Source organism: Cupriavidus sp. MPR-AND1C (genome assembly GCF_058809705.1).
In genome coordinates this window covers 1-15,646 of record NZ_JBXASU010000063.1, presented here as the reverse complement: position 1 = coordinate 15,646, position 15,646 = coordinate 1, and the positions used below count along the sequence as shown (strand labels likewise).

Sequence of the window (15,646 nt, the reverse complement as noted above, 5' to 3'; positions counted from 1 at the left end):
CGGCCGGCCATTCTAGCGTCGCACCATGGCAGTACCTGCATTTCCGGGCGCGCCGCAAGCGTCCCTTTACCAGCGCGGCGAACACCGCGCCTTTCCCTTTCGACGATGGAGAACGCTCATGAAAAAGTACGGATCGGCCAAGTGGCAAGGCGGCATCAAGGACGGCCAGGGCAGCATCTCGGCAGAGAGCGGCGTGCTCAAGGATGCGCCCTACGGTTTCAAGGCCCGCTTCGAAGGCGGCCCCGGCACCAATCCCGAGGAACTCATCGGGGCGGCTCATGCGGGATGCTTCTCCATGGCGCTGTCCCTGATCCTGGGCGAGGCCGGGATGGTCGCCCAGAGCATTGCCACCAAGGCCACGGTCACGCTCGACAAGGACGGCGCCGGTTTCACCATCACCGCCGTGCACCTGGACGTGACAGTGCGCGTGCCCGGGGCCGACCAGGCGGCGGTCGAGCAATGCCTGCAAGGGGCCAAAGCCGGCTGCCCGGTGTCCAAGCTGCTAAAGGCGGAGATCACCATGGATGCCAAGGTGGAAACCTGACCGGGCCACGGCGGGCGCCGGCCCCGGACCCGGCGTCCGGCCAGTAGGCTGATCGGCCGATAGGCCAACAGGCCAATAGGTCGGGCGCGGCCATCCTGGCTACCTATAATGAAGATTCGCCGTCCCGCGCCGCACTTGGCACGAGACCGCGCGGGCGTTCAATGGACTGAACGCGTCTCCTATATCCAGACCTTCCAAGATAAGGCAGACATCATGCATAGCAGTGAAGCAGTCCTGACTCAGGCTAGGGCGGCCATCGCCCACGTGCCTTTCCACAGCCATCCCATCCATCCCACCATCCACCTGCGCCTGAGCGACGGCGCGCTGATTCTCGAAGGCGAAGTCCCCGATATTGTCGACAAGAGCCGCGTTGCCGCGTCGGTACGCCGTGTCGACGGCGTGTCCGCCGTGATCGATCACCTGCGCGTTACCGATGGCGGCGCGGCGGTAGGCGACGGCGAGCTGCGCAATGCCATCTGCGTACGGTTGCTGCAGGCGATCGATTTTCGCAATTGCCGCATCTGCGCGCATGCCAAGGGGAGGATCGAACCCGTGCGCGAAGCCGTTGGCGAGTCCAGCGGAGAGATCGCCATCGAAGTCATCGACGGCGTGGTGACCCTGCGCGGCCACGTCATCAGCCTGTCGCACATGCGCCTGGCCGGTGTGCTGGCGTGGTGGTCGCCAGGTTGCCGCTGCGTGGTCAACGAGCTGGTGGTGGCCCCGGCCGAAGCCGACCGCGACGACGAAGTCACGGAAGCGCTGAAGCTGGTGCTGGAGACCGACCAGTTCGTCGATGCAGACCGCATCCGCGTGCAGACCAAGGACCGCGTCGTCACGCTCGAAGGCTACGCCACCACCGAGGCCGCCAAACGCCAGGCCGAGCGCGATGCCTGGTACGTGCATGGGGTCGAGGACGTGGTCAACCGCATCGAGCTGAGCAACTGAGCGCCACTGCCAACCTCGCTTCGCAGGTTTGCAGGTTCGCAGGTTCGCAGACTCAATCGCCGGATCGGATCATGCCGTGCCCGCCGGGCGCGGCATGTCCTCCACGCGCCAGTAGCGCCGCTGCGAGCGCAGCGCAAAGCGCGCCCGGTAGCTCGACATCGACATCCCCGTTGCCCGCAGGAACAGCCGCCCGAACGCCGCCGCGTCACTGTAGCCGCAGGCTTCGGCCACCGCTTGCGAGCCATGCAGGGTCACCTCCAGCAGGGTCTTGGCGCGCTCCACGCGCAGCCCGTGCAGGTATTCCAGCGGCGTCATGCCGCTGACCTGCCGGAAATGCCGCAGCAAGGTCCGCTCGCTCACGGCCGCCGCCTGCGCCACCAGCGCCAGCCGGTACGGCGTATCCGCATTGGCCTGCAGCCAGCGCATGGCGCGGTAGACGGGGCTGTCGGCGGTCTTGCTGAGCCAGCGTTGCGACACCAGCTCTGGCGTGAGCTGCTGGCGCTCGGCCTGGTACAGCAGCATGCGCGAGCAGGTCTGCGCCAGGTCGGGGTCATGCAGGTGCCCCAGCACGCGCAGCATGAACTCCGTCTGCAGCGCCGGCGCCACGCAGCCAAACACGCGCTGGTGCAAGCCCATCGGCTCGCTCGCGGAAAAATCGCAGCGCGCATAGCGCTGGCTCATCCAGCTCTGGAAGGTCCACGGCGCGCCCATGCGCGCGCCATCGAGCAGGCCAAGCTCCGCGGGAAAGGCGATGCCGCTCGCGCCCGCCGCGATCCATCCGCCCGCCTGTGCGTGCCGCTCCAGCAAGCGCAGCGCCTGGCCGGCGCCGCCCAGGATCTCGCCCAGGTGCGGCGCATTGCGCGCAAGCACACCCGGCACCACCACCAGCGCATTGCCGTCTTCCGTGGCGCGCCGCCGCCGCGCGGGCTCCAGCCCCAGGGCGGGCAGGGCCAGCGCGCGGCCTGACGGGCCAATCACGGTCCAGCTCAGGTCGCGGTCCGCATCCGGGCGTTGCAGCCGGGCCACCCCGGCTGCGGCGCGCAGCACATCCAGCGCGCCGAACAGCATGCCGGGCATGGCCTCGGGCAGCCACAGCAAGCGCACGTGCAGCGGCACGGGGCGCCTGGCGGAGGGCGTCTCGGGCAGGGCGGTGGTGGCAGAAGAGGGAGGCATGGCGGGATCGGCATTCCAATTGGCGGGATTGATCCTACCTTGCCACGCCCGCAAGGGCTAGCATCGTCGCTCGGCGAACCACCGCCCTAACCACAATAACCAAGCAAGCCACAGGAGACTTCATGCAGCCATCCCTGCGCCGACTCACCCAAACCGCCGTGGCAGCGCTCGCGCTGGCCTTCGGCGCAGCCGGCAGCGCACGCGCCGCGGACACGCAACTGCTGGACGCCGCCCGCGCGGCCGAGCCCGCGTTGATCCAGTCGCTCAAGGACATGGTGTCGATCGAGTCCGGCAGCACCAATGCCGCCGGCCTGGCGCAAATGGCCAGCTTCACGCAAGCACGCCTCAAGGCGCTGGGCGCGGCCACCGAGCGCATCGCCGTGACGCAAGGCCCCGGCACCATGGTCAAGGGCACGCTCACCGGCACCGGCAAGCGCCGCATCATGCTGATCGCGCATATGGACACGGTCTACGGCCCCAACACGCTGGCCACCCAGCCGATCAAGCTGGACGGCAACCGCCTGTACGGCCCCGGCATCGCCGACGACAAGGGCGGCATCGCGGTCATCCTGCATGCGCTGGCCATCCTGCAGGCAGCCGGGTGGAAGGACTATGCGCAGATCACCGTGCTGTTCAACCCGGATGAGGAAGTGGGCTCGCTGGGTTCCGGCGACACCATCGCCAAGCTCGCGGAGCAGCACGACGTGGTGCTGTCCTGCGAGCCGTCCGCGGGCTCGGTCGTCATGAAAGGCCAGCCGCTGCTGCTGGCCGCGGCCGGCGTCGCCACGGCCACGCTGGATGTGAAGGGCCGCGCCGCGCATGCGGGCGCCGCGCCCGAGCTGGGCCGCAACGCGCTCTATGAACTTTCGTACCAGATGCTGCAAACGCGTGAAGTGGCCAAGGACGTGCCGGGCGCCGCGCTGATCTGGACCCAGGCCAACACCAACGGCCCGCTGAACCAGATCACCGAAAAGGCCAGCGCCGTGGGCGACGTGCGCCTGACCCAGCCCGACGCGCAGGACAAGCTGCAGGCCGCGTTGCAAGCCAAGGTCAGCGCAAGCAAGCTGGTCCCTGACACCGAAACCACGGTCAAAGTCATCTCCGGGCGTCCGCCCTACGTGAGCGATGCGCGCAGCCGCGCGCTGGCGGCAAAGGCCCAGGCGATCTACAAGGAGATCGACCGCGAGCTGACGCTGGTGCCGCAGACCGGGGGCGGCACCGACGCCGGCTTCGCCGTGCGCTCGGGCAAGGCCACGGTGCTGGAGAGCTTCGGCCTGGCGGGCTTCGGATACCACGCCCGCGACGAATACGTCGAGATCGATTCCATCGTGCCGCGGCTCTACCTGATGTCGCGCATCCTGCAGGAAATCGGGCGCAACTAAGGCGCTCCGGCGCGGGCGGCAGCGCCCGCGCTAGCATCGCCCGGCTTGCCTCCCGGCTTGCCTTCACAACGACCCAATCCTTCACAGGAGACACCATGCATTCCTCCCTGCGCCGGCTGACCCAGGCTGCCATCGCCACCCTGATCCTCGCCACCGGCGGCGCCCACGCCGCCCAGGCCGCCGACAGCCAATTGCTGGCCGCCGCTCGCACCGCGGAGCCCGCGGTGATCCAGTCGCTCAAGGAGATGGTGTCGATCGAGTCAGGCAGCGCCAACGCGGCGGGCCTGGCGCAGATGGCCAGCTACACCGAAGGCCGGCTGGCGGCGCTGGGCGCCCGCACCGAGCGCATCGCGGTCACCAAGGGCCCCGGCATCATGGTCAAGGGCACGCTGACCGGCACGGGCAAGCGCCGCATCATGCTGATCGCGCATATGGATACGGTCTATCCGGCCAACATACTGGCAACGCAGCCCATCAAGCAAGACGGCAACCGGCTCTACGGCCCCGGCATCGCCGACGACAAAGGCGGCATCGCGGTGATCCTGCATGCGCTGGCCATCCTCAAGGCGGCCGGCTGGAACGACTATGCCGAGCTGACGGTACTGTTCAATCCCGACGAGGAAGTTGGCTCCATCGGCTCCGGCGAGACCATCGCCAGACTGGCCGACCAGCACGACGTCGTGCTGTCGTTCGAGCCGACCGCCGCCAAGGCCGTGGTCAAGACCGAGGCGCTGCTGATGGGCGCCAGCGGCACGGCAACCGCCATCATGGAAGTGAAGGGGCGCGCCTCGCACGCCGGCGCCGCGCCGGAGCTGGGCCGCAATGCGCTGATCGAGCTGGCCTACCAGCTGCAGCAAACGCGCGACGTGGCCAAATCCGTGCCGGGCACCCAGCTCAACTGGACCACCGCGCAGGCCGGCGAGGTCCGCAACCAGATACCCGAGCATGCCACCGCCATCGGCGACGTGCGCACCACGGTCAAGGACGGTGCCGGCAAGCTGCAGGCCGCGCTGCAAAAGAAGGTGGACGAAGGCAAGCTCGTCCCCGACACGCAAACCACCGTGACCATGGAAACCGGCCGGCCGCCGTTTGTCGCCAACGCGCGCGGGCGCGAACTGGCGCACCGCGCGCAAGCCATCTACGCCGAGCTCGACGGCCGCCAGCTGGCACTGGCCGAAGGCACCGGCGGCGCCACCGACGCGGGCTTCGCCGGGCGCTCCGGCAAGGCGGTGGTCGTGGAGAGCTTCGGCCTGGCGGGCTTCGGATACCACGCGCGCGATGAGTACATCGAGATCGATTCCATCGTGCCGCGCCTCTACCTGCTCACGCGCATCCTGCAGGAAATCGGGCGTAGCTGACGCCGCGTCCGGCTTGCGCGCTAAAGGAGCGCGGACATCTGCCGTTAATGAGGGTTGTCGGAGATAGTCTGAATTCCGTTCTTAGTGAAATGTATCTATTCTGATAATTCCTATTGATTCAGGCGCCTAGGACTAGGATTAGGAATGTCTTAATCCTGTTCCTAATCCTAGTCCTAATCTTAGTCCCAATCCCAGGCATTGCCTTTTATCCCGGCGCTAATAACACGCCGCGCGTCTGTTTTTCAATCCCCCTTCAGTAGGCCGAGGCGCGCCCTGCGCTGCAAAATCTCCCGAAACCCCGCTTGCAGCCGTCGATTGGCGGTGAGTGGCGGTGCGCAATTTCTGCTCTTGTGCGCTCGCAATACCCCTTTATTCGTACTTGTCCGATTGACTGCATTGCCGTCGTCATTAAATATTGTCGATACATTCAAAGAGGATGACGGTTGTCGCCAGTCATTCCGGCAAGGGTGCCAGTCATCAGAAAAGCACCGCAAATCCAGGGTCTATCCAATCATGAATAAGGGCAATTTCCGCCTGGTCTACAGCAGGCATCGCGGGATGCTGGTCGCCGTCGAAGAGTCGGCCGCCAGCATCGGAAAAGGACAGCAAGGCGGCGCACGCGCGCAACGGCGCAGCCGCCGGGCGGGGCAAGGCCCGGCGCCCGTCGCATCGATGGTGGCCGCGCTGCCTGCCATGCCGCGCACGCGCTTTGCTTCGTTGGCCTCAACTGCCTCGTTTGCCTCGTTGACCTCGATTGCCCTGCTTGGGCTGGCCGCCCCTGCCACTGCCCAGATCGTGGCGGACCCCAATGCCGGCGCCAATCGTCCCGGCGTGATCCAGACCAGCAACGGCCTTGCGCAAGTCAACATCACGCGGCCCTCGGGCGCGGGCGTATCCACCAACGCCTACACCCAGTTCGACGTGGCCAGGGGCGGCGCGATCCTCAACAACTCGCCCACCATCGTCTCGACCCAGCAAGCCGGATTCGTCAACGGCAACCCCAACCTGCTGCCGGGCCAGAACGCGCGCATCATCGTCAACCAGGTCACCAGCGCGCTGCCCAGCCAGTTGCGCGGCTACCTGGAAGTGGCCGGCGCCCGGGCCGAAGTGGTGGTAGCCAACCCCAACGGCATCATGGTGGACGGTGGTGGCTTCATCAACACCAGCCGCGCCACGCTGACCACCGGCGTGCCCGTGTACGGCGGCACCGGCAGCCTCGACGCCTTTCGTGTCACCGGCGGCCAGATCTCGGTGCAGGGCGCCGGGCTGAACGCCAGCAACGTCGACCAGGTAGACCTGATCGCCCGCAGCGTCACCGCCAACGCGGCCATCTATGCCAACAACCTCAACGTCATCGCCGGCGCCAGCCAGGTAGACCGCGCCACGCTGGCCGCCACGCCCATTGCCGGGACAGCGCCCGCGCCCGGCATCGGCATCGATGTGAGCCAGCTAGGCGGCATGTACGCCAACAAGATCCTGCTGGTCGGCACCGAGGCTGGCGTGGGCGTGAGCAACCGCGGCGTGCTGGCCGCGCAGGCCGGCGACCTGACGCTCAGCGCGCAAGGCCGGCTGGAACTCGCCGGCAAGACCAGCGCCAGCGGCAACCTCGCCATCACCGCGCGCGGCGGCGTGGAGAACAGCGGCACCACCTACGGCGCACAGGCGGTTTCGCTCGATACCGCGGGCGCACTCGGCAACAGCGGCACGCTGGCGGCGCAGCAAGGCTTGCGCGTCAACGCGGGCAGCGTGGTCTCCAGCGGCACGTTGGGCGCGGGCGTCAATGGCGACGGCACGATCGGCCAGCAGGCGGACCTGAGTGTGGTGGTGGCCGGCACGCTGTCGGCCAGCGGCAAGCACCTTGCGGGCGGCAATGCCAGCCTGCAGGGCGCGGCGCTGCAGCTCGCCGGCAGCCAGAACGCGGCGCTGGGCAACCTCAGCCTCGCCGCCGGCGCGGGCGACATCAACCTGAGCGGCGCCAGCAGCCAGGCGGGCGGGGCGCTAAGCGCCAATGCCAGCGGGGCGCTCGTCAATGACCGGGGGGAGTTGAGCAGCCAGGGCACCACCACCATCACCGCCGGCAGCGTCTCCAACCAGGGCGGACGGATGCTGGCGCAAGGCGCAGCCACGCTGCAGTCAGCCGGTGCCGTCAACAATCAGCAAGGCGAGTTGCAGGCAGGCGGCGCGCTCGCCGTCAACGCCGGCTCGCTCGACAACGCCACGGGCCGCATCGAAGGCGATCTGGTCGGCATCCGCACGGCGGGCGGCCTGGCCAACCGCGGCGGGGCCATCAACCAGTTCGGCAAGGCCGACACCGGCATCAGCGCGGGTGGCATCCTGGACAACACCTCGGGCACGCTGGCCACCAACGGCAAGAACCTGACGGTGGACGCGCAATCGCTGTCCAACGACAGCGGCCACGTCGCGCACGCGGGCGACGGCACGCTGGCCGTGACCAGCCGGGGCGCGCTGGGCAATGCCGCGGGCACCATCCAGAGCAACGGCGCGCTGGACCTGCGGGCCGCCGGCGCGGTGGCCAACACGGCCGGCCGGATCGAAGCCGCTGGCACGCACGGCGCACTGTCGCTTGCCGGTGCCAGCGTGGACAACACCGCGGGGCGCATCGTCAATGCGGGCGACGGCCTGACCCGGGTCCAGGCGCAGCAAGCCTTGGTCAACGCCAATGCGGGCCGGATCGGCGGCAACGGCAAGGTGGAACTGGCGGCCGGCACGCTTTCCAATCATGCGCAGATCACCGCCAAGGGCGCTGCCAGCCTGGATGCACAGTCGTTGGACAACGGCCAGGGCAGCATCACGGCGGGCGAAGCGCTCACGGCCACTGTGGCGGGCGCGGCCAGCAATCGCCAGGGCACCCTGTCCGGTGGCGTGGTCGAGCTGTCGGCGGCGTCGCTGGACAACGCCACCGGCCGCATCGAAGGCGACCAGGTCGGCATCCGCACCACGGGCAATTTGTCCAACAGCGGCGGCGCCATCAACCAGTTCGGCAAGGCCGACACTAGCATCAACGCGGGTGGCGCCTTCGACAACACCGCGGGCACGCTGGCCACCAACGGCAAAAACCTGACCGTGGACGCGCAGTCGCTGGCCAATGACGGCGGGCGCATCGCGCACGCAGGAGACGGCACCCTGGCGCTGACGAGCCGGGGCGCGCTGGGCAATACAGCCGGCGCCATCCAGGGCAACGGCACACTCGCGGTGCAGGCGGCCTCGCTGGACAACACCCGGGGCAACCTGTCCGCGCAAGGCGCCGCCAGTGTCACCACGGCCGCAGGCCTGGTCAACCGCCAGGGCACGCTCTACGGCCAGTCCGGCCTGTCGCTCAGCAGCCAGGGCCAGGTGGACAACACCGGCGGCACGGCGCAGACCAGCGGCGATTTGGCGGTCGCAGCCGCTGGCGCGCTGAACAACGCCGGCGGCACGTTCACCGCCAACGGCGCGCACGGCAAGGCCACCGTCTCCGCATCCGGCATCGACAACCGCGGCGGGCGCCTTGCCAACGCGGGCGACGGCGCCACCGCCATCACCGCCGCCGGCACGCTGGACAACACCGGCGGCACGCTCGGCGGCAACGGCGACGTGGCCCTCGCCGCCACCGATCTCGCCAACGCCAGCGGCGCGCAGATCGCCGCGGCCGGCGCGCTCACGCTGGGCGTGACCCGCAGCGTGGACAATCGCAGCGGCAGGATCTACGGCGCCAAGGGCCTGACCCTCAACCAGGCCGGCACCACGCTCGCCAATGAAGGCGGCAACGTGCTTGGCGGCGCCAACGTGCAGCTCACCCTGGCATCCATGACAAACCAGGGTGGCGCGGTACGCGCCAACCAGGACGTGGGCGTATCCAGCCTCGGCGGCACCGTCAGCGGCAGCGGCGAGATGACGGCGGGGCGCAACCTGACGCTCAACGTGGCGGGCGACTATCTCAACGACGCCGCCAACAAGCTGCGCGCCGACGGCGACCTGCAACTCCGTGCCAGCGGCGCGGTAACCAACACCGGCACGCTGGCGGCCGGCGGCAGCCTGGCCGTGCGTGGCGCCAATGTGAACAACGCCGCCGGCGCCGGCATCAACTCGCAGGCCACCACCGTGCAGGCCGACGGCACCATCACCAACGCCGGACGCATCGAAGGCAATGCCGTCAACACCAGCAGCGGCGCACTGGCCAACACCGGCGCCGTGATCGGCAACACCGTGCAGGTGCAGGCCGCCGACGTGAGCAACACCGGCCCGGCCGCCGTCATCGCCGCCGCGCAGGACCTCAAGATCCATGCTTCAAACGCCGTCTCCAACCTGGACGGCGCGCTGATCTACAGCGCCGGCAACCTGCAGATCGCCCGCGACGGCACGCGCGACCCGGGCACCGGCATGCTGGCCAACCAGGTTGGCGTGCTCAACAACCGCTCGGCAACGATCGAGGCGGACGGCGACATCGACATCGCCGCGCGCACGGTCAACAACACGCGCACCAGCATCGTGACGGAGGCGGGCACGCCGCAGACCACGACGACGCAGACGCTCTCGCTCTGGCTCGCCGGGCTGGGTGACGGAGAAACCAATGGCCACCTGAGTGCCACGTTCCCCGGATGGGCCTGGCGCACTACGGCGGCAAGCATCAGCGGGGACATGGTCAACGCACTGCGCGCCCCGGTCACCCTGGAAGTGCCAAAGTCCAACGTGGTCAATCTCAATACCACGGCCAAGACGCTGTCCTTCACGCAGCCGCCCTTCGAGACCTACGGCGGCTACAACGGCCCGATCTGCAACGATAACGGCTGCACCGGCGGAGACGGCCCGGGCGGGCGCCCGTTTGCCACCAACCCCACCCAGTACTACCAGGACATCCAGGACACCGGCACCACCTACAGGATCACCTTCTGGCCAGACTGGGATCCCGCCAAGCACATGCGCCCGGATCAGGTGCGCGTGCGCTACGACCTCGGCCCGGACGTTCACGACTACAGCGAGACTTCCCGCACCACCGTCACCACTGTTGCCACCGACCGCCTGGTCAGCGCCACCGCGGCAGCCCGGGTCCAGGCCCAGGGCTCGATCCGCATCAACAGCGACGGCGGCAACGTCCTGAACCAGTCGTCCATCATGGCCGCTGGCGGCAACCTGTCCCGGCGCGCCGCCGGCGGCGCGATACAGGACGTCGGCACGGTGCTCCAGCAGACGGTCAGCACCACCGACACCTCCACCTTCTACTGGCACCAGAAATCCGGCGGCAACAGCGATGAGCAAACGGTGCCGTATCCAACCACGCCCCAGGCACCCACCACGGTCGCCGCGCTGCCGGCCCTTGCCACCGCCAACCAGGCAGTGCAGACCACCGCGCAGGACATCACCGTGGGCTCCGTCAACCGCGTTGGCCAGACCGTCACCGGCAGCGGCGTGGCGGGCGGCAGCGCCTCCGGCACGCAGCTTGACAGCCTCGCGGGCACGGCCGGCGCCGCGCCAACCCTCGGCGCCGGCCCCGTCGCGGCCGCCACCGGCGCCACCAACCGCCTGCAGACGCTCGGCACCGCCGCCGGCGGCATCCCCAACCTGACGCTGCCCGTCAACGGCCTGTTCACGCTGCGCCCGGCCCCGGCCACGCCCTACCTGATCGAGACCGACTCACGCTTCACCCAGTACAAGACCTTCCTCTCCAGCGATTACATGCTGGGTGCGCTCGGCCTGGACCCGCAGCAGGTGCAAAAGCGCCTCGGCGACGGTTTCTATGAAGAAAAGCTCGTCCGCGACCAGGTCACGGCACTGACCGGCCGCACCTTCCTGGCCGGCTACACCGACCAGATGAAGGAATACCAGGCCCTGATGAACAGCGGCGTGACCTACGCCAAATCCTTCGGCCTGTCCCCCGGCGTCGGCCTGTCCGACGACCAGATGCGCCAGCTCACCACCGACATGGTCTGGCTGGTAGCGCAAGACGTGACGCTGCCCGACGGCACGCATCAATCGGTGCTGGTGCCCAAGGTCTACCTGGCGCAGTCCAACGCCGTCGACCTCAACAGCACCGGCGCGCTCGTCACCGGCAACAGCGTCGCGCTCAATGCCACCGGCAACGTCAACAACAGCGGCCGCATCGTTGGCGACGTCGCCACGCAGGTGCTCGGCAACAACATCGTCAACCGCGGCGCCATTGGCGACACCACCGGCACCACCGTGGTCCAGGCCCTGCAGGACGTACGCAACCTGGGCGGGCGCATCGGCGGCCAGGATGTCTTGGTGCAAGCCGGGCGCGATGTGGTCAACGAAACGCAGACCGTCACGGAAGTCCGCACCATCGGCCCCAACGGCTACAGCGCGGGCGCCACGGGCGTGGCCGCGGTGGCGGCCATTTCGGCCGCCGGCAACGCCGTGGTGCTGGCCGGGCGCGACGTCACCCTCAGCGGCGCCGTGCTCGAAGCCGGCAAGGGCGCGCTGATCGGCGCCGGGCGCGACCTCACCATCGGCGCGGTCACCCTTGGCACCACGCAGGACGCAGTCTCGCGCGGCGGGCAAAGCTATGCCCACGACAAGACCAGCACCGTGGCCGGCAGCACGGTGCAGGCAGGCGGCAATGTGGTGGCGGTGGCCGGGCGCGACGCCGCACTGGCGGGGTCCAGCGTGGGGGCGGGCGGCGATGTGTCCCTGATCGCCGGGCGAGATCTCACCGTCACGGCCGAGAAAGACACCACCGCGCACAACGAAGGCTCGCTGGGCGGCAAGGGCGCGTCCTACACGCAGGCCGCCTATGACGAAACCGTGCGCGGCAGCACCGTGCAAGGCGGCACCAGCGCCACCCTGGCCGCCGGGCAAACAACGCTGGCAGCCAGCCTGCTGGAAGCCAACGGCATCACCGCCGCGCCGGTCACCGGCACAGGCAAGGGCAGCGTCATGCTGACCGGCTCGGAAGTCAGCGCCGGCAAGCCCGGCGTGACCGGCGCGACCGGCGCGACCGGCGCAACCGGCTCCGGCGTCAGCATCGTCGCCACCCAGGACATCACCATCGGCGAAGCCCGCGAAGTGCACGACGCCAGCTACGATGGCCGCAGCAAAAGCAGCGGCCTGCTCTCGCGCAGCGCCAGCCACGACCAGACCAGCAGCCATGCCGACCTTGGCGTCGGCAGCCTGGTCAGCGGCGACACCGTGCGCGTCGCCGCCGGCAACGACCTCACCGTGCGCCAGAGCGGCATCGCCGCTACCGACAGCGTCACCCTGGCCGCCACCCGCGGCAACGTGCTGATCACCGCCGGCCAGAACACCCGCGAAGAAAGCTACGCGCATGAGCAGACATCCTCCGGCCTCTCCGCCTTTGCCGGCAAGGGCGGCATCGGCATCTCGGCAGGCAGCAGCCAGGCCAACAGCGCCGGCCACGCCGTTGCCGTCACCCAGAGCGATGCGCGCAGCACCGTGGGCGCGACCAACGGCAATGTCACCATCAGCGCCGGGCGCGACGCCACCATCCTCGGCAGCGACCTGATCGCCGGGCGCAAGGACGGCAATACCACCGCTGGCCATATCGACATCCAGGCGCAGAACATCGCCGTGCTGGCCGGTGTGGACCACATCGCCCAGGAGAGCAGCCAGAGCAGCCGCTCCAGCGGCCTGTCCATGGCGCTCACCGGCACGCCGCTCGACACGGCGCGCAACCTCCAGAACATCCAGCGCAACCCCAGCACCGTCACCCGCGCCAAGCAAACGCTCAATGAACTCGGCGCCGCCGCCTTCACCGCGCCGCAGGTGGGCATCACCCTTGGCAGCAACCGCAGCAGCAGCCAGGTGGAGACCGAATCGATCTCGCAGCGGGGCAGCCAGCTCACCGGCGCCGGCGATATCCGCCTGCGCGCCACCGGCAACGGCAACAAGGACGCCAGCGGCAAAGCCACCGACGGCAACATCCTGATCGCCGGCAGCACCGTCAGCGCCGGCGCCGCCGCCATCCTCGACGCCCAGCGCGACGTCCTGCTGCAAGCCTCCACCGACAGCTACCGCGAAGCCACCAGCTCCAGCAGCAGCGGCTGGAGCCTGAGCACCGCCGCGCCCTCGCTTGGCGACATCGGCCGCTTTGTCGGCGGCGGCCCCAACAACGGCGGCGTCTCCATGCTGCCGTACGGCAGCCAGAAAGACAGCGGCAGCGGCGACGCCAGCGCCACCCGGCAAAACGCCACGGTGGTCACCGGCAACACCGTCGCCGTCAAGGCCCGCAGCGGCGACATCACCATCGCCGGCAGCGGCCTGTCCGCCGAAGGCGACCTCACGCTAGCCGCGCTGCAAGGCAAGGTCGACATCCTCTCCGGCCAGGACAGCAAGACCAAGCGCAGCGACAGCAGCAGCCGCCAGATCGGCGACCTGGGCGGCACCGGCTACACCGGCACCGTCGGCATCCGCACCGAGTCCCACCACCTGGACACGGCGCAGACCACCGAAAACACTATCCGCAGCCAGGTGGTCAGCCAGAACGGCAACGTCACCATCAGCGCCAAGGACGACCTCACCGCACGCGGCGCCGACATCGCCGCCGGGAAAGACGTCACGCTGATCGGCAAAAACGTGGTGCTTGACCCCGGCAAGGACACCGCAAACAGCCACCAGGTCGACAAAACCAGCCAGTACGGCGTCACGCTCGCCCTGTCCGGCTACGCGGTAACCGCCGCGCAAACCATCGAGAACGCCGCCCGCGGCATGGAAGACAGCAAGAACGACCGCCTGCGCGGGCTCTACGCAGCGCAGGCCGCGCTCGCGGTCGCCAACGGCGTCAGCACCGTGCGGGACCTCGCCAGCGGCGGCACCGGCGGCACCGCGCTGATCAAAGCCACCGTTAGCATCGGCGGCGGCAGCTCCGAGTCCGAATCCCGCAGCCAGGCCAGCGCCAACCAAGGCACCACCGTCAAGGCCGGCAACGCCGTCACCATCGTCGCCGCCGGCTCCGGCGGCAAGGACGCCAACGGCTACGCCACCGACGGCGACATCACCGGGCGCGGCGTACAGATCGACGGCAAGACCGTTACCCTCAGCGCCGCCCGCGACGTCAACCTGGAAAGCGCACAAGACACCGCCAGCCAAAGCAGCAAGAGCAGCGGCAGCAACGCCAGCATCGGCGTGGGCCTCGCACTCGGCGGACAGCAAAACGGCTTCACGCTCGAACTCGCCGCCAGCCAGAACAAAGCCAAGGGCGACGGCGACTCCGTCACCAACCACAACAGCCACGTCAGCGCCAGCGACCAGCTCACCATCACCAGCGGGCGCGACACCAACCTCAAGGGCGCCCAGGTCACCGGCGACACCGTGCGGGCAGACGTGGGGCGCAACCTCAATGTGGAAAGCCGGCAAGACACCGACAACTACCACAGCCGCGAATCGTCATCCGGCTTCCAGGCCAGCCTGTGCGTGCCCCCGATCTGCTACGGCACCACGGTCAGCGCCAGCGCAAGCGTGTCGAACGGCAACACCGACAGCACCTACAACTCGGTCAGGGAGCAAAGCGGCATCTACGCGGGCAATGGCGGCTTCCAGGTCAGCGTCAAGGAGAACACGGACCTGAAGGGAGCGGTGCTGGCCAGCACGGCTGACGCCGGCAAGAACAGCCTCACCACCGGCACGCTGACTACCAGCGATATTGAGAACAAGGCGGAGTACAGCAGTAGTTCGTCGACGATTGCCGGCAGTTTCGACAGTGGTCAGAGCCTGCTGAAGAACGGCGTGAACACCCTCGCGGCCACGGCGGCAGGGAGTGCGCAAAAGGCAATCGAAGGCGATGCCGCCGGCACTACCAAGAGCGCCATTGCCAATGGCACGGTCACCATCACCAATGCCGAGGCGCAGAAGGAGAAGACGGGCAAGACGGTGGACGAAACGCTTGCCAGCTTGAATCGGGATACGGATGGCGCTAACCAGGCGATCGATAAGATCTTTGATGCCCAGAAGGTGAAGGAGCAGCAGGAGGAGAACAAGGTCCGGGCCGAACTGGTGCAGCAGTTGGCGCCGATGGTTTATAGCAAGGTCGGCGACATGCTGGTGGGCTCCTCTCCTGACACCAAGGCCGCTGTCCATGCTCTGGTGGGCGGTCTGCTTGCCCAGGCGGCCGGCGGCAGCTTCGCTGCGGGTGCTGCAGGTGGGGCGGCGGCCTCGCTGGCAATGGAGGCTTTTGGTAAGGCGCTTCTCGATCAGCCTGGTTTGAGTGATAGCGATCGTAAGGCGTTGGTGCAGTTGGCCGGGCTGGTGGTTGGTGGGGTGGCAGGGGGTGTCAC

6 protein-coding genes are annotated in these 15,646 nt (G+C 68.6%); 5 read left to right on the top strand and 1 reads right to left on the bottom strand.

The annotated features are described in order from the left end of the window. Positions 1 to 118: 118 nt before the first annotated feature. The gene (locus tag AC1RWI_RS26875; RefSeq protein ID WP_043354646.1) at positions 119 to 544 is read left to right on the top strand and encodes an OsmC family protein; all 426 of its coding nucleotides are present in this window, start codon (positions 119 to 121) and stop codon (positions 542 to 544) included. A 213-nt stretch (positions 545 to 757) separates the two neighbouring features. Then, positions 758 to 1,489 carry a BON domain-containing protein gene (locus tag AC1RWI_RS26870; protein ID WP_043358057.1) on the top strand — a complete coding sequence of 244 codons (732 nt, stop codon included), beginning with the start codon at positions 758 to 760 and terminating at the stop codon, positions 1,487 to 1,489. A gap of 69 nt (positions 1,490 to 1,558) precedes the next feature. On the opposite strand, the gene AC1RWI_RS26865 is transcribed toward AC1RWI_RS26870, so the two are convergent. Beyond that, positions 1,559 to 2,662 (bottom strand): GlxA family transcriptional regulator, encoded by a 1,104-nt coding sequence (locus tag AC1RWI_RS26865; protein ID WP_492869829.1) that lies wholly within the window; start codon positions 2,660 to 2,662, stop codon positions 1,559 to 1,561. Between the two features lie 122 nt (positions 2,663 to 2,784). Here AC1RWI_RS26865 and AC1RWI_RS26860 point away from each other — a divergent pair, with 122 nt between their 5' ends. The 3 genes from AC1RWI_RS26860 to AC1RWI_RS26850 form a co-directional block, all read left to right on the top strand. Continuing rightward, a complete protein-coding gene (locus AC1RWI_RS26860) occupies positions 2,785 to 4,044 on the top strand; it encodes a glutamate carboxypeptidase (protein WP_492869828.1) in 1,260 nt (419 codons plus the stop codon). Between the two features lie 95 nt (positions 4,045 to 4,139). After that, positions 4,140 to 5,402 (top strand): M20/M25/M40 family metallo-hydrolase, encoded by a 1,263-nt coding sequence (locus tag AC1RWI_RS26855; protein ID WP_492869827.1) that lies wholly within the window; start codon positions 4,140 to 4,142, stop codon positions 5,400 to 5,402. Positions 5,403 to 5,915: 513 nt separating this feature from the next. Continuing rightward, positions 5,916 to 15,646, top strand: a 9,731-nt coding sequence (locus AC1RWI_RS26850) for a hemagglutinin repeat-containing protein (RefSeq protein ID WP_492869826.1), incomplete at its 3' end; no start/stop codon positions are given.

What these genes read in the sequence shown, in the direction of transcription:
- AC1RWI_RS26865 (WP_492869829.1), bottom strand. Translation starts at nt 2,662, where the DNA reads ATGCCTCCCTCTTCTGCCACCACCGCCCTGCCCGAGACGCCCTCCGCC.
- AC1RWI_RS26870 (WP_043358057.1), top strand. Translation starts at nt 758, where the DNA reads ATGCATAGCAGTGAAGCAGTCCTGACTCAGGCTAGGGCGGCCATCGCC.
- AC1RWI_RS26855 (WP_492869827.1), top strand. Translation starts at nt 4,140, where the DNA reads ATGCATTCCTCCCTGCGCCGGCTGACCCAGGCTGCCATCGCCACCCTG.
- AC1RWI_RS26875 (WP_043354646.1), top strand. Translation starts at nt 119, where the DNA reads ATGAAAAAGTACGGATCGGCCAAGTGGCAAGGCGGCATCAAGGACGGC.
- AC1RWI_RS26860 (WP_492869828.1), top strand. Translation starts at nt 2,785, where the DNA reads ATGCAGCCATCCCTGCGCCGACTCACCCAAACCGCCGTGGCAGCGCTC.